The sequence below is a fragment of the Glycocaulis abyssi genome (genome assembly GCF_041429775.1).
Classification (GTDB): domain Bacteria; phylum Pseudomonadota; class Alphaproteobacteria; order Caulobacterales; family Maricaulaceae; genus Glycocaulis; species Glycocaulis abyssi.
Genome location: NZ_CP163421.1, coordinates 1,796,015 through 1,817,198, shown reverse-complemented (window position 1 = coordinate 1,817,198; position 21,184 = coordinate 1,796,015). Strand labels below are relative to the sequence as shown.

At 61.9% G+C, this 21,184-nt stretch carries 19 protein-coding genes; 12 read left to right on the top strand and 7 right to left on the bottom strand.

All coding sequences use genetic code 11. From position 1 onward, the window contains the following. Window positions 1-39 precede the first annotated feature (39 nt). The 5 genes from AB6B38_RS08855 (at window position 40) to AB6B38_RS08835 (ending at window position 8,529) form a co-directional block, all read left to right on the top strand. Window positions 40-3,213: a TonB-dependent receptor domain-containing protein gene (locus tag AB6B38_RS08855; RefSeq protein ID WP_371392495.1), complete on the top strand. Its 3,174-nt coding sequence runs from the start codon at window positions 40-42 to the stop codon at window positions 3,211-3,213. 118 nt (window positions 3,214-3,331) lie between these two features. Continuing rightward, on the top strand, window positions 3,332-4,384 hold the full coding sequence (locus AB6B38_RS08850) for an agmatine/peptidylarginine deiminase (protein WP_371392494.1): 1,053 nt from the start codon (window positions 3,332-3,334) through the stop codon (window positions 4,382-4,384). Between the two features lie 4 nt (window positions 4,385-4,388). Further along, window positions 4,389-6,122, top strand: a complete 1,734-nt coding sequence (locus AB6B38_RS08845; protein ID WP_371392493.1) for a serine hydrolase domain-containing protein — start codon at window positions 4,389-4,391, stop codon at window positions 6,120-6,122. Window positions 6,123-6,124: 2 nt separating this feature from the next. Then, window positions 6,125-6,973 carry an N-carbamoylputrescine amidase gene (aguB, locus tag AB6B38_RS08840; protein WP_371392492.1) on the top strand — a complete coding sequence of 283 codons (849 nt, stop codon included), beginning with the start codon at window positions 6,125-6,127 and terminating at the stop codon, window positions 6,971-6,973. Next, window positions 6,970-8,529 (top strand): GNAT family N-acetyltransferase, encoded by a 1,560-nt coding sequence (locus AB6B38_RS08835; protein WP_371392491.1) that lies wholly within the window; start codon window positions 6,970-6,972, stop codon window positions 8,527-8,529. Before aguB ends, AB6B38_RS08835 begins: the two co-directional genes overlap by 4 nt. A gap of 24 nt (window positions 8,530-8,553) precedes the next feature. Here AB6B38_RS08835 and AB6B38_RS08830 read toward each other — a convergent pair whose 3' ends face one another. The 6 genes from AB6B38_RS08830 to AB6B38_RS08805 all read right to left on the bottom strand — a co-directional run bounded on the left by AB6B38_RS08830 (window position 8,554) and on the right by AB6B38_RS08805 (window position 14,919). Continuing rightward, window positions 8,554-8,733 carry a hypothetical protein gene (locus AB6B38_RS08830; protein WP_371392490.1) on the bottom strand — a complete coding sequence of 60 codons (180 nt, stop codon included), beginning with the start codon at window positions 8,731-8,733 and terminating at the stop codon, window positions 8,554-8,556. A gap of 94 nt (window positions 8,734-8,827) precedes the next feature. Then, complete coding sequence (locus AB6B38_RS08825) at window positions 8,828-9,472, bottom strand: MarC family protein (protein ID WP_371392489.1); 645 nt, start codon at window positions 9,470-9,472, stop codon at window positions 8,828-8,830. A 526-nt stretch (window positions 9,473-9,998) separates the two neighbouring features. Further along, window positions 9,999-10,826, bottom strand: coding sequence for a NotI family restriction endonuclease (locus tag AB6B38_RS08820; RefSeq protein WP_371392488.1), 828 nt, complete (start codon window positions 10,824-10,826; stop codon window positions 9,999-10,001). Beyond that, window positions 10,826-11,968, bottom strand: a complete 1,143-nt coding sequence (locus tag AB6B38_RS08815; protein ID WP_371392487.1) for a DNA cytosine methyltransferase — start codon at window positions 11,966-11,968, stop codon at window positions 10,826-10,828. The genes AB6B38_RS08820 and AB6B38_RS08815 overlap by 1 nt, the downstream gene beginning before the upstream one ends. A gap of 285 nt (window positions 11,969-12,253) precedes the next feature. Beyond that, window positions 12,254-14,002: a DUF885 family protein gene (locus AB6B38_RS08810; protein ID WP_371392486.1), complete on the bottom strand. Its 1,749-nt coding sequence runs from the start codon at window positions 14,000-14,002 to the stop codon at window positions 12,254-12,256. A 44-nt stretch (window positions 14,003-14,046) separates the two neighbouring features. After that, window positions 14,047-14,919, bottom strand: coding sequence for an SDR family oxidoreductase (locus tag AB6B38_RS08805; RefSeq protein ID WP_371392485.1), 873 nt, complete (start codon window positions 14,917-14,919; stop codon window positions 14,047-14,049). Window positions 14,920-15,176: 257 nt separating this feature from the next. On the opposite strand from AB6B38_RS08805, the gene sdhC reads away from it, so the two are divergent. From sdhC to AB6B38_RS08780, 5 genes are read left to right on the top strand one after another with little or no spacing between them, the layout of a single operon-like run. Continuing rightward, window positions 15,177-15,572 (top strand): succinate dehydrogenase, cytochrome b556 subunit, encoded by a 396-nt coding sequence (sdhC, locus tag AB6B38_RS08800; protein ID WP_371392484.1) that lies wholly within the window; start codon window positions 15,177-15,179, stop codon window positions 15,570-15,572. After that, window positions 15,572-15,949, top strand: coding sequence for a succinate dehydrogenase, hydrophobic membrane anchor protein (gene sdhD, locus AB6B38_RS08795; protein ID WP_371392483.1), 378 nt, complete (start codon window positions 15,572-15,574; stop codon window positions 15,947-15,949). Before sdhC ends, sdhD begins: the two co-directional genes overlap by 1 nt. 13 nt (window positions 15,950-15,962) lie before the next feature. Beyond that, window positions 15,963-17,753: a succinate dehydrogenase flavoprotein subunit gene (gene sdhA / locus AB6B38_RS08790; protein ID WP_371392482.1), complete on the top strand. Its 1,791-nt coding sequence runs from the start codon at window positions 15,963-15,965 to the stop codon at window positions 17,751-17,753. Between the two features lie 24 nt (window positions 17,754-17,777). Continuing rightward, window positions 17,778-18,002 carry a hypothetical protein gene (locus AB6B38_RS08785; RefSeq protein WP_371392480.1) on the top strand — a complete coding sequence of 75 codons (225 nt, stop codon included), beginning with the start codon at window positions 17,778-17,780 and terminating at the stop codon, window positions 18,000-18,002. A gap of 38 nt (window positions 18,003-18,040) precedes the next feature. After that, entirely contained in the window at window positions 18,041-18,820 is a 780-nt protein-coding gene (locus AB6B38_RS08780; protein WP_127568328.1) for a succinate dehydrogenase iron-sulfur subunit, read from the top strand. Between the two features lie 121 nt (window positions 18,821-18,941). Here AB6B38_RS08780 and AB6B38_RS08775 read toward each other — a convergent pair whose 3' ends face one another. Continuing rightward, window positions 18,942-19,241 carry a GIY-YIG nuclease family protein gene (locus tag AB6B38_RS08775; protein ID WP_371392478.1) on the bottom strand — a complete coding sequence of 100 codons (300 nt, stop codon included), beginning with the start codon at window positions 19,239-19,241 and terminating at the stop codon, window positions 18,942-18,944. A gap of 249 nt (window positions 19,242-19,490) precedes the next feature. Here AB6B38_RS08775 and AB6B38_RS08770 point away from each other — a divergent pair, with 249 nt between their 5' ends. Further along, window positions 19,491-20,072, top strand: a complete 582-nt coding sequence (locus AB6B38_RS08770; RefSeq protein WP_371392477.1) for a TIGR00730 family Rossman fold protein — start codon at window positions 19,491-19,493, stop codon at window positions 20,070-20,072. Between the two features lie 17 nt (window positions 20,073-20,089). Beyond that, entirely contained in the window at window positions 20,090-21,163 is a 1,074-nt protein-coding gene (gene prfA, locus AB6B38_RS08765; protein ID WP_371392476.1) for a peptide chain release factor 1, read from the top strand. Window positions 21,164-21,184 lie beyond the last annotated feature (21 nt).

The following is a 21,184-nucleotide window of genomic DNA, read 5'->3' as shown; positions in this document are numbered from 1 at the left end:
GCTTCGCTTCATTTTGGTCGATCCAGGGGGACCTTACCCATGACTTTCCTCAAGAAGTTTGCCTATGGCGCTTCTGTGGCCGCGCTCGCCGCGATGGCCCCGGTTGCTGCCGTACACGCCCAGCAGATCACGTCCGACATTCGTGGCCAGATTACGGATCAGAACGGCGCGCCGATCAGCGGCGCGAGCGTGCAGGTTATTCACCAGCCTTCGGGCTCTGTGTCGAACAGCGTCACCTCGGCGGGCGGCGTGTTTTCTGCCCGCGGCCTTCGCGTAGGCGGCCCCTACACGGTGACGATCACGGCGAATGGCTACCAGCCGCGTCAGGTTGAAGGCATCTCGCTGAACCTGGGCGAAACGTTCCGCCTCGACCAGTCTCTGGAGGCATCGCAGGCCACCGAAGTCATCGTTGTCACGGGTTCGGCCATCCAGACCGTTGAAACCGCGATCGGCCCGAACGCGACCTTCGGCCAGGACGTGCTGACTGCAGCGCCCGCCATCAACCGCAGCCTTGGCGATATCGTGCGTATCGATCCGCGCATCTATGTCGACGAGTCCTTCGTTGACGCCATCCAGTGTGCCGGTGCCAACCCGCGCTTCAACAGCCTGACCGTCGACGGCGTGCGCCTCAATGACGGTTTCGGTCTGAACAGCAACGGCTTCCCGACCGAGAGCCAGCCCTTCTCCTATGATGCCATTGAGCAGGTCGCGGTCGAGCTGGCCCCGTACGACGTGCGTTATGGCGGCTTCTCGGCCTGTAACATCAACGCTGTGACCAAGTCCGGCGGGAACGAGTTCCGCGGCGGCTTCTTCGTGGATTACACCAGTGACAGCCTGACTGGCAGCAGCCTGGAAGGTAATAGCGTCACCATCGAGCCGTTTGACGATTACCGCTACGGCATCAATGTCGGTGGCCCGATCATCCAGGACCGCCTGTTCTTCTTCGCTGCCTATGAGCGCCGCGAAGGCACCAATACGTTCGACCGCGGTCCGGAAGGTTCCGGCGCAACAGTTGAAATCTCCGGCTTCACGCTGGCCGATTTCGAGGAAATCCGCCGCATTTCGCGTGATGTGTACAATTACGATCCGGGCGGCATCCCGTCCAGCTACGGCAATACGGACGAGAAATTCCTTCTGCGTCTGGACTGGGAAATCAATAACAATCACCGCGCAAGCTTCGTCTACAATTACAATGACGGCTTCAACATCACGCAGTCCGATGGCGGCAATAGCCAGTTCGAATATTCCAATCACCTCTATGAGCGTGGCGCTGAGCTGAATTCCTATACGGCTTCGCTGTTCTCTGACTGGACGAACAACTTCTCCACCGAGATGCGTCTCAGCTATATTGATCTGGTCAATCGCCAGAACTCGCTCGACACGGACGGGTTTGGTGAAGTCCAGATCCGCGTTGGCGGCAACACCATCTACCTTGGGGGTGACGACAGCCGCCAGTCCAACGAGCTGAACTACTCGATCCTGTCGGCCCAGCTGCGTGGTAACTACCAGCTCGACAACCACTCGATCTCGTTTGGCTACGAACGTGAGCAGTACGACATCTACAACCTCTTCGTTCAGCACACGATCGGTGAATTCCGCTTCAACAGCATTGCCGACTTCGAGAACGGCTTCCCGAGCGCGATCTATTACAACAATGCGCCTTCGCAAAATCCCGCCGACGCGGCTGCCGACTGGGGTTACGCGATCAACACGGTTTTCGTGCAGGACGAGTGGCAGGTTACGCCGAACCTGACGATCACGGGCGGCCTTCGCTATGACTGGTACACCACCAGCGATGCTCCGCCGGAAAATCCCGACTTCGTTGCCGATTACGGCTTCTCGAACTCGCAGACGCTTGACGGTACCGGCCTGATCCAGCCCCGCTTTGCGGTGCAATGGGATGTTAGCGACACGCTCACCGTGCGCGGTGGCATCGGCCTGTTCTCCGGCGGCAACCCCAATGTCTGGCTGTCGAACAATTACTCGGCGAACAACGTGACCCAGTTCGGCCAGCGCGGCCGCAATTTCGGCTACACGAACGGCACGCGTTCGCTGTTTGATGCCGATGTTGTCTACCCGAACGGTCTGACACCGGGCTTTGCGGTGCCGCAGGAGCTGGTTGACGGCGTTGCTGCGGGCGTGGGTGACAATTTCGAGATCAACTATCTCGATCCGAGCTTCAACATTCCGGCTGAGTGGAAGTTCTCGCTGGGCGCCACCTGGCTTGTCGATGTGCCGCTGGCCGGCTTCCTGGGCGGTGAGTACATCGTCAATGCCGACCTGCTCTTCAACCGCGCCCAGAACTCGGCGGTTATCCGCCGCGGTGACCTGGACCAGGTTGGCACGGCTGTTGCCGGCATCCCGGTCTTTGCGAGCAATCGCGAGCCGTCCTTTGTGCTGACCAACGCCACGCGTGATGTCGACTCCTTCAATTTCGGCCTCACCGTTCAGCGCGAATATGATTTCGGCCTCAGCTGGGTTGCCGGTTACTCCTATTCGGACGCCCAGGACATCCAGCCGATGACCAGCTCGGTGGCCTTCTCGAACTATAGCAACCGGGCCTACTTCAACCCGCAAGTGGATGAAATCGCCCAGTCCAACTACAACGTTCCGCACCGCTTTACGCTGCTGCTGAACTATGAGCATGAGTTCGTGCAGGAATACCGCACGCGCTTCACCCTGTTCGGCCAGGCCGCTCAGGGCCGTCCCTACGGCTACGGCTTTGCGTCGAACAGCGTGATGGGCTTCAATCCCTTCCAGGAAGGCGCGAGCTCACTGCTCTACGTGCCCACCGGTCCGAGCGATCCCAATGTCGCTTTTGCCGGCGGTTTCGATGTGGATGGCTTCTTCAGCTATCTCGAGCAGCAGGGTCTGATGGGTTATGCGGGCGGTTTCGTTCCGCGCAACGCCTTCAACTCTGACTGGTGGATCAAGGCCGACCTGCGCATCGAGCAGGAACTGCCCGGTCTTCGCGATGGTCACCGCAGCGCGGCGTTCATCGTGATCGACAACCTGCCCAACCTCATCAATGACGAGTGGGGCATCTTCCGTCAGGCCAGCTTCCCCGGCACGATCGAAGCTGCCAGCGCCGGACTGATCAATGGCGGTAACCAGATCGAGTACCGCAGCTTCAACCCGAACCGTGTGGTGCAGGGCCGTCAGGGCTCGGCCTCGCTCTGGTCGGTCCGCATCGGCCTGCGCTACGAGTTCTAGTAGCCAGCCTTTACGGCTCTGAGACTAAGGGAAGGGCGGCTCGGCTGAGCCGCCCTTTTCTTTTGTGTGCGCGGCGCCTGGCGGTCCCGCTTAACCCCATCGCTACGCCTTGGCGGGCATGGTATGGCAAAGCCATCCGTCCCTGCTGCTGAAAGCTGCGTCCAACACGATGACCGCCCATCTTCACATCCCCCACGAGACCGCGCCGCAGAGCGTGATCCATACCTGCTGGCCGGCAGACGGCGATCTGTGGGAAGAAAACCTCGCCCCCGCCCGCGCCGAATTTGCCAGCTTTGTCAGCCATCTGGTGCGCGGCGGCCAGGCCGTCACCGTGCATGCGGCCAGTGAGGAAACGGCCCGCGATGTCCGTGCGCGCCTGGGCGATACGGTTGAGGTTGTGCGCAATCCTTATGGCGATGTCTGGGTGCGTGATACCGGCCCGGTCTTTGCCGTCTCGAATGGCCAGCTCAAGGCGGTTCGCTTTCGCTTCAATGGCTGGGGCGGCAAGTATGAGCTTGATGGCGACCAGCAGATCGGGCTGGCCGTCGCTGCCCGCGCCGGTGCCGCGCTCAAGGAGATCGATCTGGTCTGCGAGGGCGGCGCGCTGGAGTTTGACGGCGAGGGCACACTTCTCACCACGCGCCAGTGTCTTCTCAACGCCAACCGCAATCCTTCGCTTTCCGAAGCGCAGGTGGAAGACCGGCTGAAAGAGGCGCTGGGGGTCAGCGCCGTGATCTGGCTCGATGAGGGTCTGATCGGCGACCATACCGATGGCCATGTCGACAATATCGCCCGCTTCATCGCGCCCGGCATCGTGGCTTGCCAGAGCGCCAGCGGCGGTGACGACCCCAATGCGAAAATCTTCGATGCCATCGCACGCCAGCTTGAAAATGCGCGTGACGCGAAGGGCCGCAGGCTGGAAATCGTGCGCATTCCCTCGCCGGGACGGGTTGTGGATGAGGAGGGCGAGCCGAAGGCCGCCTCCCACATGAACTGGGTGATTTCGCCGAAAACGGTGGTAATTCCGTCGTTTAACGCGCACGCCGATGCGGCGTTAGCAATCCTGAAACCTTACTTTGCGTCGCACACTCTTGCCGCCAGCCCGTCTTCGCATATCCTGTCAGGCGGCGGGTCCTTTCATTGTGTGACGTGCAACCAGCCACGGGTCTGATCCCATGCGCTATACAGCCTATGCCTTTGCTGCGCTTGCCATGGCGGCCGCATCCAGTGCGGCGCCGCCAGTGCCGTATTTGCGTGCGATGACGGCCAGTGCGCTGGCTTCGGCTGAAGATGCGCCATCCCCGGTAGCCAGCCTGACCATGGAGCAGGCCGACGCGCTGATTGCCGCTGCCGAAGCGCGCCGCGAGGCTGAAGGCGTGTCTGAAATGAGCGATGGCGGTGAGGCGGTGTACGCCATCGCTGACGCGGGTGCAGCCATGGCAGGCACGAATGCGGACGCCGCGCCCGTCCTGCCCGAACGCTATCTGCCAGAGAGCCGCACCGGCGCTGAAGAAACCGCTACGCCAGAGGCGGACAGCGAAACCATCTATCGTATTGCGCCCGTAGCGGGCGCGGAGGCGGAGGCGCCCTTCATCGCCAGCGCTCCGGACATGGACCCGGAGGCGGCGCTGGCCGAAGCGGCGGCCATCGCGGAATCGCTCGACATGGCCTATGTCAGCGAGGGCAGCGTGGTGCCGGTGGCGGTGCCGGCCGATGGCGGCGAGTTTGTCTGGGAGATTGCGCCCGAACGCCTCCTGCCAACGCTCGTTGACCAGGCCGAGACGCTGGCCCAGATGAGCGATCCGCACGCGCCGCGCGTCTCGCTCTATTCAAACCTGGCCTATCTTGACGACGTGATCGTACGCCTCAATCAGGCCGCCAGTGCGCGCCGCGTGGTGGGGCTGGCCGTTGCCATTATCGAGCAGGGCCGCCCGGCCCTCATCTACACCTCCGGCGAGACGGCGGCCGGCTCGGGTGAACCCATAACGCCGCGCACCGTGTTCCGAGCCGCCTCGCTGACCAAGACGATGACGGGCGTGCTGCTGGCCCATCTGGAGCATGAGGGCCGTATCCGCCTTGATGATCCGGCACCGGAGATCATCCGCGTCAATAATTCGCGCCAGCCGACCGTGCTCGATCTGGTCTCCCACCGCACCGGCCTGCCGCGCAATGCCTATGACAACCGGCTGGAGGAGGGGCGCGCCATTGACGCCATCCTTACCGACACCGCCCAGCTCGATCCGGTCTGCGCGGTCGGTGAGTGCTATACCTATCAGAACATTGTGTTTTCCGGCGCGGCGGAAGTGGTGCGCCGTTCCACCGGCTCCAGCTATGAGCGCAATGTGCGCCGCCGTCTGTTTGAACGCTATGGCATGACGACGGCCGGATTTGCCGAACGCGACCTGACGCGCGCGGCGAGCTGGGCGCGGCCCCACCGGGGCTGGCAGCGCCGCGCAGACACGCCCGGCAGCCCGGCCAGCAATTACGATGCGGTTGCGCCTGCGGCCGCGGCCGTGGTGTCGCTGGAAGATCTGATGGCATGGGCGCAGGCCCATATCTCTGAAACCGGCGGCATCCCGGCGGACATACGCGAGCGCATCTTCACCCCTTACGTGGCGACCCCGCGTGAAACACGCGGGCTGGACCGGCGCTTTCCGGGGCGCGTGCAGGAAACCCATTACGGGCTCGGCTGGCGCATCTATTCTTGGGGCGAGCGCACCCTTGTTGCCCATTCGGGCTATCTGTCTGGCTATGGCGCGCAGATAGTCATGGAACCGGCGACGGGATTTGCCTACATAGCGCTGTGGAATGCCGATGCCGCAGCCCCGTGGCGGCTCTGGCCGACAGTAATGGATCTGCGCACGGGCGACGGGCCGGGTGACTGGCTCGACGAGCTGAACGAGGACTGATCTTGACCAACGAGACGATTACGCTGGGCGTGCTGCAAGGCGCGTTCGGCGCGGACATGCACGCCAATATCGAAACGGTGAAGGGCCTCGTGCGCGAAGCGGCGGGCAAGGGCGCGCAAGTGATCCTGCCGCCGGAGCTGTTTCAGGGCCCGTATTTCTGCACCAGCCAGGAAGAGCACTGGTTTGCCACCGCCTACCCGGCGCTGGAGCATCCGTGCGTGACCGCGCTGCAGCCGCTCGCCGCGGAACTCGGCGTCGTGATCCCTGTCTCCATCTTCGAGCGCGACGGTCCGCGCTACTATAATTCCATGGTCATGCTGGATGCGGACGGCAAGGCGCTGGGTACCTATCGCAAGAGCCATATTCCTGACGGTCCCGGCTATCAGGAGAAGTATTATTTCCGCCCCGGCGATACCGGCTTCAAGGTGTGGGACACGCGCCACGGCCGCGTCGGCGTCGGCATTTGCTGGGACCAGTGGTTCCCCGAAACCGCGCGCGCCATGGCGCTGATGGGCGCTGAAGTCTTGCTCTACCCCACGGCCATCGGCTCTGAACCCCATGATGCGGGCCTGGACACGGCGGCGCGCTGGCGCCGGGCCATGCAGGGTCATGCCGTCTCCAATGTCATACCCATCGGCGCAGCCAACCGGGTGGGCGACGAGAACGGCCAGCTCTTCTACGGCACGAGCTTCATCTGCGATCATACCGGCGAAGTGGTGTCCGAACTGGACCGGGCGGAACAAGGCGTGGCGGTTGCGCGTTTCGACCGTGCCTTTCTTGACCGTCACCGCGCCGCCTGGGGCTTTTTCCGGGACCGGCGCACCGATCTATACGGACCCCATTTTACATGACCGAACAACGCCAGAGCGCGACCCTGACCGTACGCAATGCCACGCTGGCCGATGTGCCGGAGATTCTGGCGCTGCAGGACCGGGCCTATCCCAACCTGCCGCCAGACCTGCCCGGCATGATACGCGGTCAGATACAGGCTTTCCCCGAAGGCCAGTTTCTCGTGGAATATGAAGGCGATGTGGTCGGCTGGTGCGCGACCTTCATCATCAGCGAAGCGCTGGCGATGAGCCCGCACACCTGGGCGGAAATCACCGGCAATGGCTATGCGGCGCGCCATGACGAGGACGGCGAGTGGCTTTACGGCATGGAGGTGGCGGTCGATCCGACACGCCGCCGCCTGCGCATCGGCCAGCGGCTTTACAATGCCAGAAAACAGCTCTGCCAGGCATGGGGTCTGAAAGGCGTTGTCTTTGGCGGGCGCCTGCCCGGCTATCGCCGCCGCCGCAAAGCCTATCCCACACCGGAAGAATATCTCGCCGCCATCGAGGCGCGCGAGGTGAAGGATTCTGTCTCCAACTTCCAGATGCGTATGGGCTTTGAGCCGGTCGGCGTTCTGAAGAACTACTACCCCGAAGACACCGACTCCCTTGGCCATGCCTCGCTGATGGTCTGGCGCAATCCCAAATTCGTCGAAATGCCCAGCGCAGGCAGGCGTCCCGACCCGCAGACCGTGCGCGTGGCCGCCGTCCAGTTCATGGCCCGCGCGGTGGAAAGCGCGCGCGAGTTCGAGCGTAATGTGGAATATTTCGTCGATGTCTGTTCCGACTACCGGGCCGATTTCTGCGTCTTCCCCGAAATGTTCACCGTGGCGCTGCTATCGCTCGAAAAGCGGCGCCTCTCGCCGCAGGAATCCATCGCCGCCCTGTCGCGCCACACGCCGCGCTTCCTTGAATTTATGAGCCAGCTGGCAGTGCGCTACAACATTAATATCGTTGGCGGTTCTCACCCCACCGAGACCGATGACGGCGAGATCCAGAACGTGGCCTATGTCTTCCTGCGCGATGGCTCGGTGCACGCGCAGGAAAAGATCCACCCGACGCCGAACGAGCGCTTCTGGTGGAATATCAAGGGCGGCGACTTCGTTCACGCCATCCCGACAGACTGCGGCCCGATTGGCGTACTCATCTGTTATGACAGCGAATTTCCAGAGCTGGCCCGCCGCCTGGCCGATGAGGGCGCGCGCATCCTCTTCGTGCCTTACGCCACCGACAACCGTACCGGCCATTTGCGGGTGCGATATTGCGCGCAGGCGCGCGCCATCGAGAACCAGTTTTACGTAGTCACAGCAGGCAATGTCGGCAATCTGCCGGACGTTGAAAACATGGATGTGAACTACGCCCAGAGCGCCATTCTGACGCCGTGCGACTTCCCGTTTGCGCGTGATGGTATCGCGGCAGAAACATCTGAAAATGTTGAGACAATCGCCGTCGCCGATCTGCGCCTCGATGATCTGGCCGAAGCACGCCGCTCCGGCACGGTGCGCAATTTGCGCGACCGGCGCTTTGATCTATACCGCATTGTATGGAATGACGGGCCGGGAGCAGGGCGCAACTAAGCCACTGCAAATAAAGGCCGTTTTCTACTCGCGCCGGACGCCGGGGATCAAAAGGGCGATGGCCAGCGCCGCGCCCGCGCTCGGCCAGGTAAAGGCTATCGCCTGATCCACCATACCGCTGGCGAGGCTGAAACCTCCGGCCGTCAGGCCCAGAGCCAGCACGCCGGCAAAGGCAATCCACAAGCTGATGCGAAACCGTGTCATGGCGCATTTTCTCCCGCACCCTGAAGGCAGGATAATGGCAGAAACCGGCTAAATTTCAGTGAGCGCAGCGTTTACGGCGCATTGACCATAAACCCTAGCCCAGCAAGGCGCCTGCGATCCCGTCAAAGATGAACTGGGCGGCCAGTGCGGCCAGGATCACCCCGAGGATACGTGTAATCATCGCGGCGACTGTATCCCCCATCACGCGCATGAGCGGACCGGCGGCAAGAAACAGCACCAGACACACGATGAGATTGGCCGCCATCGCCGCCAGAATGACGCCTTGTGTGGCCCAGTCCCCGCCAGAGCCGGACATGTAGAGCATGATGGAGGCAATCGCGCCCGGCCCCGCCAGCATGGGGATAGCCATGGGGAAAACGGAGATATCCTCCGGCGCGTGCTCGCCCTCGTGATGCAGTTTTCCGGCCCGGTCCTCGCGCCGTTCGGTGCGCTTTTCAAAGATCATGTCGAGCGCCACCAGGAAGAGCAGCACGCCGCCCGCCGCGCGGAAGGCATCAAGGCTCACCCCCAGCGCCGAGAGCAGCCATTCCCCGCCATAGGCAAAGCCCAAAAGGACGATGGTGGCGATGGCCACCGACTTGATGGCCATGTTGCGCCGGTGGGCCGCGCTGGTGCCTTGAGTGAGCCCCGCAAAGATCGGCATTACGCCGATAGGGTCGATCACCACGAAAAACGTGACGAAGGCGGCAGAGAGAAGGGCAAGATCGATAGCGGGCATGACACACCTGTCCATGGGGGATAGGGGGGCGGATAACACCCCTTTTGACGCTTGGCGAGGGCGGGCAGGGCGTCTATCCCCGTTTTAAGGGGTTTTCAGCCCCGAAATGAGGGGTGCACACCCCCCGATTCCACGGTTCGAAGGCCCCGATTCCACCGTGTTGCCAAAGCGCAACAAGGAGGACAGATGCCCGCCGGCGGCATCTATCCCCCTATTCGTGGGAATTGGGGGGGTAAGGAGTGGAGTTATCCCCCTGCAGGGCGGGTTGGGGTAGGATATGCGCAATCTGGCAGGGTATTTGGGAAGGCAAACCCACCGGGTCCCCAGCCTCTGAGCCGGGGTCCGTTTTCCAGCCGCCTCCCTCGTCATTCCAGAAAGCGCGAAGCGCTTGTCTGGAATCCAGTGTGTTTTCTGGGAATGGCTGGATTCCGGGTCTCGCCGATGGCTCGCCCGGAATGGCGAAGGGGCGGAGGCGGAACGTGATGGCGACGTCGATGGCTGTGCGCATTGCCACACCGGACTGCAACTAGGATTTGATACGAAGCGGCGGCTTCTTTGAATCCAGCTTGGTCTGAAGTTCCAGAATTATATCAGCCGGCTCCGGTGGAGTGCCTTCTCTGAGCGATGTCTGAATTTCGTCCCACTCGGAATAAACGACGTTGGCCGCGCCTAGAGTGTAATCATCACCTGACTTCGCAATCGGATAGCTCAACCAAGTGACCTCGCTGTTGCTTGCGGTCGTCGATTTGAAAGACGGCAGACTGGCGAAAAAGTGGCTATCCACAACCACAAAAAATTTCTTTCCCCAGCGACGGAAAACAGGAACTTTTAGCTGAAGCTGAGGTGCCAGTCTTTTTTGTGCCGACAACCGGAAGTCGGGGCGCCTGTCCGAGTTTGCGATATCTAAGGTGCCGTGCTGCAAGTAATGTTTCATTGGCGATCTTGTTTCGCCACCGGAAAAATATACCGCTTGAACTTCTATAGCGGCAAAGTCTGCAACTCTATCTGATTCAATTTTGCCTATTAGAAAGTCCACTTTACCGATCTTACGGGTCTTTTGTCCTTCCTGGACAACTTTAAGGATACGGATTTCCGGAAATACCGCGATCTCAGCTCCCTCGCCAAAAGCGATGTGTGCAGCATCGCGGAACACTTTCCCGCCTTCCAGAAAACGTACAGGGCACAATGAGGCCGCCTCGTTGCCGTCAGATAGAGAGCAAATGCCGATCGGATCAGACTTGCTGGCTTTTGTGCAGGCGGTGCTTCTGAACGGGCAACGCTTCTGGCTGCGTGAAGAGCGGGCTTCGGGGCTCTGGTTGTCAACGCCGAAGCCAAATATTTCTGATATCAGCATTATTCAGCAGCAACGAGCGTGGCAGCGGCCTTGTGATAAGTGTCTGCTTTCAAAATCGCCTCGCCTATGCAGCGGCCCAGTAGGGGCGGAACCGCGTTGCCCACCTGGACATATTGTTCGGTTTTTGAACCCAAGAACTCGAACCAATCAGGAAATGACTGCAGCCGAGCCGCTTCTCGAACACTAATCGAACGGTTTTGCTCTGGGTGGATGTAAGCACCCCAATGCACGTCACACTTGGTGAGCACGGTGCAGGAGAGACCATCCCACTTCATTCGCCCGTACCGCTTGGTGTGGTCGCAACGGCGAGCCTTTTTCATTCCGTTCGGCAAAAGCTCGAATGGAATGTCGCGCCAGCTGCCGCCCGGCGGAATATGGCGCATCCGTTCGATATTGATGGACGACAAGCGCGGTGCCGCGTGGTTGAGAACCGCATTCGATCCATCGCGCACTAGATACTGAAAGTAGCTGCATGGCTCTGCAGCGTAGTTCGTCACACCTCGATCTTCGCCGTTCTCGAGTAACGGCAGATCACCAATTGCATCCTTGATCGTGTTAAACGGCAGCCTGCCCGGCCCGTGCGTCGGCTCAGGCCAAACGATCGGTGCGCCTACGCGATTTCCGATAAACACCACCCTGCGGCGCTCTTGTGGAACGCCATACTCTTCAGCCTTGAGGGTCCGGTGTTGAACATTGCTGTAGCCAAGCTTCCTCAAGCCGTCGGTGATCGCCTCGACGGCTGCGCCATTGCCGGCCGACAGAATGCCTGTGACATTTTCCATGACCACCCAGCGTGGATGAAGGCCCTCTACGAGCCTCAGATACTCGTGAAAAAGCTGGCTCCGTTCGTCATGCATGCCGCGCTGGTGGTTGTAAACGCTGAACGCTTGGCAAGGTGGACCGCCTACGAGGCAATCGAGTTCACCCCGTCTCAAGCCTGCAGCTTGAAGAAAGTCTTCCGCATCAATGTCCTGAATCGCACCCGGAAGAAATTTGGCCTCGCGGTGGGTATGGGCAAAGGTCGCCCCGGCGGCGGCATCGTAGTCGTTGCCTGCGAGAACATGGAAGCCCGCTTGGCGAAGCCCTTCCGAAAGGCCGCCCGCGCCGCAAAACAAGTCGATTGCTGTATATTTGCTCGCCATGGTGCCGTCCCGCTTTAGCGAAGAAGAATCGCAATTGGTTAACGATTCTACCTACGCGCAGATGAATTCGTTAACAGAATGCACCATATGTTCTATATATGTTCCTGTAAAGAGCAGTGCCCCTACTCCCCAGCGCCTTGATCTTGTTGTTGGGTTGCCACGTGGTGAAGGGATGAGGGAGAAGCCCAATGCCCTCACGCTCATCGGCATGGGTCTCCCGTTCCCCGTTTTCACGGGGACAGGCGGGGCGGGGGACCTAAGGTGGAGAGGTCCAAGGAAAATCCCCTACCCCTCCCGTTCTGCGATCCAGGCTTCCATCCTGGTTTCAAGATAGGAGAGCGGCAGGGGGCCTTCTTCCAGGATCGTGTCGTGGAAATCGGCGAGGTCGAAATCCTCGCCCAGCCTCGCCTCGCCCTGGCTGCGCAGGCGGCGGATGAGAATCTCGCCGGTCTTGTAGGCGAGCGCCTGACCCGGCCATGAGATATAGCGCGACACCTCATTGGTGACGTTCAGCGGCGCGAGGGCGGAATTGTCGAGGAAGCAGCTTTCAGCCTCTTCGCGCGTCCAGCCGAAATAATGCATGCCGGTATCGACCACCAGGCGGCAGGCGCGCCACATCTCGTAGGAGAGGCGGCCAAAATCCTCATACGCGTCTTCGTAAAAGCCCATATCGAGGCCGAGGAATTCCGAATAGAGGCCCCAGCCTTCGGTGAAAGCGGTGATGGAGGCGCGCCGGCGGAAGTCCGGCATGTCCTCGATCTCCTGGGCGAGCGCGATCTGGTGGTGATGGCCGGGCACCGCCTCGTGCAAAGTGAGGGCGGGCAGCTCGTAAAGCGGGCGCTGGTCGAGCGCATAGGTGTTGACCATATAGCCCCCTGCCCGCCCCGTTTCGGCATCACCCGGCCAGTAGCGGCCCGTCGTATAGTTCGGCGCGAGCGCGGGCGGCACAGGGCGCACGCCATAGGGCAGGCGCGGCAGACGGTTGAACACGGCCGGCATCGCATCATCGGCCAGCTTGGAGAGGTAGGAGGCGCGCATCATCAGCTCCATCTCGCTCTGGGCGTAGAAGCGCGGATCGGTGCGCAGATAATGGGTGAATGCGTCAAAACTGCCCTCAAACCCGGTGCGCGCGATGACATCGTCCATCTCGGCGCGGATGCGCGCCACTTCATCAAGCCCGGTCTGGTGAACCTCCTCCGGCGTCAGGTCCAGCGAGGTGTGATAGCGCACCAGAGCGCGGTAATATTCGCGCCCGCCAGGTACTTCGGACACGCCAATGCTCTCGCGCGCGGCCGGCATATAGGTGTTCTCGAAATAGTCTCTCAGGCCTGCAATGGCGGGCATGACCGTATCAGCGATAACCGCCGCGCCGCGCGCCTGCAGCGCCTCGCGCGCCTCTGCCGGAATGCTCGCAGGCAGATTGGCGAGCGGCTGGTAAAGCGCGCTTTCGCGCGGATCATCGACAATCTGCGCGGCGATCTGGTCAATCACGCCGGGGACGATCTCGCGCGGCTGGGTCCAGCCGGCCTCAATCGCCTCGTCCAGCCAGCCCATCCATGCGTCCAGATGGGCGGGGTATCCGGCCAGCCGGTCAATCCACGCTTGCGCCTCGTCCTCATTGCGGATGCGCACGCTCATCGCGGCAAAGTCCGCCCAGGTGTGGAAACCGGAATCGTTGGTGAAGGGGAAATACATGCCTTGCACACGCGGCAGGGCGACGCCGTGGCGCAATATGTGTTCCAGCACGGCGTAGGAGGCGGTATCGCTGCCCTCCAGCGTGGCCGGGTCAATCGCCCGCATCCGGTCATAAAACCCGGCAATTTCCGCGTCTTGCTGCTGCAGCGTTTCAGCCGAGATATCGCGCCATTCGCGCATCGCATCGAGATCACCGGCGCGGACGCGCGCCTGCACATTCTGCGCCTCGCTCCAGGCTTCATAGTCGGCGACCAGGCTGGCGAACTCGTCGGCCTGAGCGGCATGGACTGCGGCCGCGATCAGCACGCTGGCGGCGATGCCGCAGATCAGATGGCGCATGGTGTTTTCCCCGTTGGTTCGTGTGTTGGAGGGCATGGCTGCCCTCATGGCTCCAGCGCGTCCGGCGTCAGGCCGAGACGCTTGGTGATCAGCCTGTCTGCCATCCGGCGCGGCATGATGCCCAGTAACCACTGCGTGAACGGTTCGGGCGTGACGATGGTATTCAATTTCGGTTTTGGCGATGTTACCGCCGCCCAGACCGCATCGGCCACCGCTGATGGAGGCAGGCCGCCCCGCCCGCGCTCCAGCATGTAATTGACCAGCCGGCGTATGGGCTTGATGTAGTCTGTATGGGCGTATTGTTCGGGATCGACGCTTTCCGCCTTGTCCCAGATCGGGGTGGCGATGGGTCCCGGATTGATGGCGACGACATCAATGCCATAAGGCGTCAGTTCGCGGCGCAGCCCCTGGGTGAACGCCTCCAGCGCGAATTTCGAGCACGCATAGGGGACCACGAAGGGCGCGGCGCTGAAACCCGCCACGGACGAGATATTCACGATCCGCCCCGGCGCGCCGGAGAGGCTGCGGTCCGCGCCCAGCAGCGGGCCAAACGCCTGCACCACGCGCAGCTGGCCGGTCACGTTCACATCCATCTGCTTTTCCATCTCCTCGATGGGCAGATGCAATAGCGGCCCGGCAACGGCGATACCGGCATTGTTCACAAGCGCGCCCAGCGTCGCGCCCATCAGCGCTTCGCGCATCTGGTCTGCCGCGTGGGCAATGGCCGGGCCGTCAGTAACGTCAAAGATCAGCGGAACGACCGCCTCGCCGATCTCGGCTTTCAGGCGTTCGCCATCTTCACCCTTGCGCACGCTGGCAAAGACCTGCCAGCCTTCGGCCACGAATTTCTCCACGCAGGCCCGGCCAATGCCGGTTGATGCCCCCGTTACCAGCGCGCTGCGCACCAGATCATTCATCTACTTGGCCTCCCGCCCTTGCCGGCACTTACGGTGGCAAGCGGGGCGGGCGCGGTCAATCGCCCACCCCCGTAGCACCCGCCCGCATTGACCTTGCGCCTTGCCGGATTATTGTCTGGCCGCGAACAGGCAAGGGGCGGTCTGACAGGGCATGACTGATACCGGGATTGCCCGGTTAAGGCGCTGTCAAGGAAAGCACCGTTCCTTCGCGTGCAAGACACCTGACACGGCTTAACCGAAGGCGGAAAGCAGCGCCCATGGCAACCAGACCTGACCAGCCCCTCTCCCCTCATGTCCAGATATGGCGCTGGCACGCCACCATGGCCTCCTCCATCCTGCACCGCGCGACCGGCGTCGCGAACTATATCGGCGCGGTGCTGGTCTCGCTCTGGCTGGTGCTTCTGGCCGCAGGGCCGGAAACCTACGCGATCTGGGAAGATCTGAACGCTGGGCCGCTGGGCGTCCTCATCACGCTCGCCTTTATCGGCTTCACCTTCTCGGTGGTCTTCCATCTGCTCAATGGCTTGCGACACCTCGCCTGGGATGCGGGGCTGGGCTTTGACGCCAAGGGCTCGAACCTGCGCTCCATCCTCATCATTGCCGGCGCGGTCATCATCACCGCCGCCATCTGGATTGTGGGAGGGCTGGTGTAATGGGTGATTTTCGTACCCCTCTGGCGCGTGTCCGCGGCCTGGGCTCGGCCAAATCCGGCACCGGCCATTTCATCGCCCAGCGCGTCAGCGCCATCGCGCTTGTTGTGCTGATGCCGCTGTTTCTCGTGAAGCTCGCGAAGAATGCCGGGGCAGGCTACGCCGAGGCCGCCGCCTGGGTCGGCTCGCCGCTTGGCGCGATCCTTACGCTTCTGGCCATGACTGCGGCGCTCTACCACATGCGCCTGGGTCTTCAGGTCGTCATTGAGGACTATATCTACCGTCCGGCGACCAAGGCGATCCTGCTGATCCTCAACACCTTCGTGGCGGCGGGCCTGTGGATCGCTGTCCTCTATTCCGTACTCGCGCTCGCGCGCTAGGAGTTCGACGCTGATGTCTGACTATAAATGGATCGACCACTCATTTGATGTTGTCGTGGTGGGCGCGGGCGGTTCGGGCCTGCGTGCAGCGCTCGGCGCGGCGCAAGCCGGTTTGAAGACGGCCTGCATCACCAAGGTCTTCCCCACGCGCTCCCACACCGTGGCAGCCCAGGGCGGTATCTCGGCCAGCCTTGGCAATATGGGCGAGGATGACTGGCGCTGGCACATGTATGACACCGTCAAGGGGTCCGACTGGCTGGGCGATCAGGACGCGATTGAATATCTCTGCCGGGAGGCCCCGGCGGCCGTGTATGAGCTGGAGCACTGGGGCGTGCCGTTCTCGCGGACGCAAGAAGGCAAGATCTACCAGCGCGCCTTTGGTGGCATGACGCGCAACTATGGCGAAGGCCCGGTCCAGCGCACCTGCGCGGCGGCAGACCGTACCGGCCACGCCATATTGCACACGCTCTATGGCCAGTCGCTGCGTCACTCGACCGAGTTCTTCATCGAGTATTTCGCGCTCGACCTCATCATGGATGCGGACGGCGCCTGCCGGGGGGTCACCGCCTGGAAGCTCGATGACGGGACGCTGCACCGCTTCCGCGCGCAGAAAGTCATTCTGGCAACCGGCGGCTATGGCCGCGCTTACTTTTCTGCCACCAGCGCCCACACCTGCACCGGCGATGGCAATGCCATGGTCTTGCGGGCGGGCCTGCCGCTGCAGGATATGGAGTTTGTCCAGTTCCACCCGACCGGGATTTATGGCGCAGGCTGCCTCATCACTGAAGGCGCGCGCGGCGAGGGCGGGTATCTGACCAATTCCGAAGGCGAGCGCTTCATGGAGCGCTATGCACCCTCGGCCAAGGATCTCGCCAGCCGCGATGTCGTCTCACGCTCCATGACGATCGAGATACGCGAAGGGCGCGGCGTCGGTCCCAACAAGGACCATATCTTCCTGCACCTCGATCACCTTGATCCCAAAGTGCTGCACGAGCGCCTGCCGGGCATTTCCGAAAGCGCGAAAATCTTCGCCGGCGTGGACGTGACGCGCGAGCCGATCCCGGTCCTGCCGACCGTCCACTATAATATGGGCGGCATCCCGACCAATTATCACGGCGAAGTCCTCACCAAGGTGGGCGGCGATCCCGACCATGTCGTGCCCGGCCTGATGGCGGTGGGCGAGGCGGCGTGCGTGTCGGTCCACGGCGCGAACCGGCTGGGTTCGAACTCGCTGATCGATCTCGTCGTGTTTGGCCGGGCGGCCGGATTGCGCTGCGCGGAGACCACGCAGAGCGGGGCGACGCAGGCCGAACTGCCCAAGGATGCAGGCGATGCGACGCTCGCGCGCCTTGACCGCTTCCGCAACGCCAATGGCGGCACGCCGACCGCGAAGCTGCGCCTCGACATGCAGCGCGCCATGCAGGAAAACTGCGCGGTCTTCCGCACGCAGGACGTGCTGGATGAGGGCGTGGAGCGCATCGCCAAGGTTGTCTCAGGCGCGGGCGATATTGCGATCAAAGACCGCTCCATGGTCTGGAATACCGATCTCGTTGAAGCCCTCGAGTTTGACAATCTCATCGCCCAGGCCGCCGTCACCGTGAACTCGGCAGCGGCGCGCACCGAGAGCCGCGGCGCGCATGCGCGAGAGGACTTCCCCGACCGCGATGACAAGCAATGGATGAAGCACACGCTTGCCTGGTATGAGGAAAAGACCGGCAAGGTCACGCTTGGCGACCGTCCGGTGCATGAATACACGCTCTCCAACGACATCGCCTATATCGAGCCCAAGGCGAGGGTGTATTAGGGAAAAATGTGGTAGACTGAACGCATGAGCAGCGAACCGGAAAATCTTGTCCTTGAATACCTGCGCCGGATTGACCAGCGCATGGCCAAGGTGGAAGAGCGCCTCGGCAATGTTGTCGAGCGTCTCTCTTCGCTTGAGGATCAGACTGCCGGTCTGCGTCGTGACTTCATGCGTCTGGAACACCGTATCGACGGCTTCGAGGGCCGTCTGGACCGGATCGACCGCCGTCTCGATCTGGCCAACGCCTGACTTTTGAACGTTCCGACTGCAAACAGGACACGACTGACATGGTCCAGCTGACGCTGCCGAAAAACTCGCAAGTCAAAAAAGGCAAGGCCTGGCCGAAGCCGGAGGGCGCGACCAATACCCGTGCCTTCAAGGTCTACCGCTATGACCCCGATACGGGCGAGAACCCGCGCTGGGACACCTATCAGGTGGACATGGACAAGTGTGGCCCGATGGTGCTGGACGCGCTGTTCTTCATCAAGAACGAGATCGATTCCACGCTCGCCTTCCGCCGCTCCTGCCGCGAGGGGATTTGCGGCTCGTGCTCGATGAATATTGGCGGGCGCAACACTATCGCCTGCACCGCCGCCATCGATGACTACAAGGGCAGCGTCACCATCTCGCCTCTGCCCCACCAGCCGGTCATCAAGGATCTGGTGCCGGATCTCACCAATTTCTACGCCCAGCTGACCAGCATCAAACCCTATCTGCAGACCGTGACGCCGACTCCGCAGGGCGAATGGCGCCAGTCGATTGAAGACCGCGAAAAGCTGGACGGGCTTTACGAGTGCATCTTATGCGCCTCGTGCTCGACGGCCTGCCCGTCCTACTGGTGGAATTCGGACAAGTATCTGGGGCCGGCCGCGCTCCTGCAGGCCTATCGCTGGATCGCCGACAGCCGCGATGAAGCCACCGGCGAACGCCTCGATGACCTTGAAGACCCGTTCAAGCTCTATCGCTGCCACACGATTATGAACTGCACCAATGTGTGCCCGAAGGGGCTCAATCCCGCCAAAGCCATCGGCCATATCAAGGAATTGCTGGTGGAGAGGCAGGGGTAGTTTTTGCCCCCGCGTTTCCATCATTCCGGCGTTTTCCCGACGAAAGTCGGGATCCAGAAAAAAAAGACTGGGCACCGGCTTTCGCCGGTGAAACGCGTAATAGGGAAACGCAAATAGGGAATTAGAACCAGTCCTGATAGAGATCGCGCCATTCAGGATTGGCGGCCTCAATCAGTTCCAGCTTCCAGCGCCGCTTCCATTCCTTGATTTGCAGCTCACGCTTGATGGCGGCAGCCATGAGATCATGGAACTCGTACCAGACCAGCAGTGTCACGCCATACTTGCGGGTGAAGACAGAGCCGGCACCCTCTTTATGGTCCCAGATGCGCTTGATCGGCGTAGAGGTGGAACCGCAATAGAGCGTGCCATTGCGCTGGCTGGCGAGGATATACACGCAAGGCTGGAACGGCTCTTCACGCATGATTTTAGCTTAGGCGCGCACGGTTAGCGTGAAAACCCGCCACAGCGTTTTCCCGACGAAAGTCGGGACCCAGCCTTTCTCGTATTCCACCGCCCTCTTCGCGTTTCACTCCCCTCTTTGCGTTTCACCGGCGAAAGCCGGTGCCTAGGTAGAAGCTTCCGCTGGACCCCGACTTGCGTCGGGGAAACGCAGTAAAGACGAACTCGCAACCCCTTCCCCGAATCCTCCCCTGCCGCTACACACCTCCCCATGAAATCGGTTTGTGTATATTGCGGGGCGAGCCCCGGCGGTGATCCGGCCTATGCCGCCACGGCGCGTGCAGTGGGGCTCCATCTGGCCAGCGAGGGCCTGCGCCTGGTCTATGGCGGCGGGCAGGTGGGCCTGATGGGTGTGCTGGCCGATGCTGCCGTTGAGGCGGGCGGGGCTGTCACCGGCGTGATCCCGGATTTTCTCCATCACCGCGAGATCGCCCATCCGCGCGTGTCTGACATGCGCGTTGTCACTTCCATGCATGAGCGCAAGCACGTGATGGCAGAAGAGTCCGATGCCTTCATCGCGCTGCCCGGCGGTATTGGCACGATGGAGGAATTGTTCGAGATCTGGACCTGGAGCGCGCTGGGCCGTCACACAAAGCCGGTCGGGCTTATCAATGTGAACGGCTATTATGACGGGCTTCTGGCGTTTCTCGACCGGATGCAGGCCGATGGTTTTGTACAAGCCCGCCATCGTGACATGCTGTTTTCAGGTAGCGATGTGGCCGATCTGCTCGCCCGCATGGGCGATTATGACCATCCCGGCATGATACCTTCGCTTGAACGCGCGCGCATGTAGGGTGTATCGCCAGTCCCATGCGCTTGCCCGACCAGAAACTTGAACAGATTCTCGACCGCTTCGACCAGATCGAGGCGCGCCTCGGCGCGGCCAGTGATGGCGAGGAAATCGTCAAGCTGTCGCGCGAGCACTCCGAGCTTAAAGAGGTGACCGAAAAGGCGCGTGAGCTGAAAGCCGCGCGCGCCGGGCTTGCCGAGGCCGAAGCCATCATCGCAGAGGGCGGCGACAGGGACATGGCCGAGCTCGCCCAGGAAGAGCGCGCGGAGCTGAAAGAGCGCATCCCGGCGCTGGAGCGTGAATTGCAGCTTCTTCTCCTGCCGAAAGACAAGGATGACGAGGCCAATGTGATCCTCGAAATCCGCGCCGGTACGGGCGGGGACGAGGCGGCGCTGTTTGCCGGTGATCTCTTCGCCATGTACCAGCGCCACGCCTCCAAGCAGGGCTGGAAGGTGGAGGTGCTGTCGGCGAGCGAGAGCGAGGTCGGCGGCTACAAGGAAATCATCGCCTCGCTCAACGGCAAGGGCGTGTTCGGCAAGCTGAAATTTGAATCCGGTGTCCACCGCGTCCAGCGCGTGCCGGCGACCGAGGCTGGCGGGCGCATCCATACCAGTGCCGCCACGGTGGCTGTGCTGCCAGAGCCGGAAGATGTTGATATCGTCATCCGCGATGATGATATCCGCATCGACACCATGCGCGCTTCGGGTGCGGGCGGTCAGCACGTCAACAAGACGGACTCGGCCGTGCGCATGACGCACCTTCCCACCGGCATTGTCGTCATCAGCCAGGAAAAATCCCAGCACCAGAACCGCGCCATCGCCATGCAGGTGCTGAAAACCAAGCTTTACGAGAAAGAGCGCAGCGAGAAGGACGCCGCCCGCGCCGCAGAGCGCAAGGGCCAGGTCGGCTCCGGCGACCGGTCTGAACGCATCCGCACCTATAACTACCCGCAAGGGCGCGTCACCGATCACCGCATCAATCTGACACTCTACAAGCTGCCCGAGATCGTCTCCGGCGAGGCGCTGGGTGAGGTGATCGACGCGCTTCTGGCCGAGGATCAGGCCGCCCGCCTCGCCGCCATGGATGAGGGGTAGGGGTTTTTCTCTCTCACGGTG

Excerpts from the sequence above, each read along its gene's own strand:
- AB6B38_RS08855 (WP_371392495.1), top strand. The coding sequence starts at position 40 with ATGACTTTCCTCAAGAAGTTTGCCTATGGCGCTTCTGTGGCCGCGCTC.
- AB6B38_RS08850 (WP_371392494.1), top strand. The coding sequence starts at position 3,332 with ATGGTATGGCAAAGCCATCCGTCCCTGCTGCTGAAAGCTGCGTCCAAC.
- AB6B38_RS08845 (WP_371392493.1), top strand. The coding sequence starts at position 4,389 with ATGCGCTATACAGCCTATGCCTTTGCTGCGCTTGCCATGGCGGCCGCA.
- AB6B38_RS08835 (WP_371392491.1), top strand. The coding sequence starts at position 6,970 with ATGACCGAACAACGCCAGAGCGCGACCCTGACCGTACGCAATGCCACG.
- AB6B38_RS08830 (WP_371392490.1), bottom strand. The coding sequence starts at position 8,733 with ATGACACGGTTTCGCATCAGCTTGTGGATTGCCTTTGCCGGCGTGCTG.
- AB6B38_RS08825 (WP_371392489.1), bottom strand. The coding sequence starts at position 9,472 with ATGCCCGCTATCGATCTTGCCCTTCTCTCTGCCGCCTTCGTCACGTTT.
- AB6B38_RS08820 (WP_371392488.1), bottom strand. The coding sequence starts at position 10,826 with ATGCTGATATCAGAAATATTTGGCTTCGGCGTTGACAACCAGAGCCCC.
- AB6B38_RS08815 (WP_371392487.1), bottom strand. The coding sequence starts at position 11,968 with ATGGCGAGCAAATATACAGCAATCGACTTGTTTTGCGGCGCGGGCGGC.
- AB6B38_RS08810 (WP_371392486.1), bottom strand. The coding sequence starts at position 14,002 with ATGCGCCATCTGATCTGCGGCATCGCCGCCAGCGTGCTGATCGCGGCC.
- AB6B38_RS08805 (WP_371392485.1), bottom strand. The coding sequence starts at position 14,919 with ATGAATGATCTGGTGCGCAGCGCGCTGGTAACGGGGGCATCAACCGGC.
- sdhC (WP_371392484.1), top strand. The coding sequence starts at position 15,177 with ATGGCAACCAGACCTGACCAGCCCCTCTCCCCTCATGTCCAGATATGG.
- sdhD (WP_371392483.1), top strand. The coding sequence starts at position 15,572 with ATGGGTGATTTTCGTACCCCTCTGGCGCGTGTCCGCGGCCTGGGCTCG.
- sdhA (WP_371392482.1), top strand. The coding sequence starts at position 15,963 with ATGTCTGACTATAAATGGATCGACCACTCATTTGATGTTGTCGTGGTG.
- AB6B38_RS08785 (WP_371392480.1), top strand. The coding sequence starts at position 17,778 with ATGAGCAGCGAACCGGAAAATCTTGTCCTTGAATACCTGCGCCGGATT.
- AB6B38_RS08780 (WP_127568328.1), top strand. The coding sequence starts at position 18,041 with ATGGTCCAGCTGACGCTGCCGAAAAACTCGCAAGTCAAAAAAGGCAAG.
- AB6B38_RS08775 (WP_371392478.1), bottom strand. The coding sequence starts at position 19,241 with ATGCGTGAAGAGCCGTTCCAGCCTTGCGTGTATATCCTCGCCAGCCAG.
- AB6B38_RS08770 (WP_371392477.1), top strand. The coding sequence starts at position 19,491 with ATGAAATCGGTTTGTGTATATTGCGGGGCGAGCCCCGGCGGTGATCCG.
- prfA (WP_371392476.1), top strand. The coding sequence starts at position 20,090 with ATGCGCTTGCCCGACCAGAAACTTGAACAGATTCTCGACCGCTTCGAC.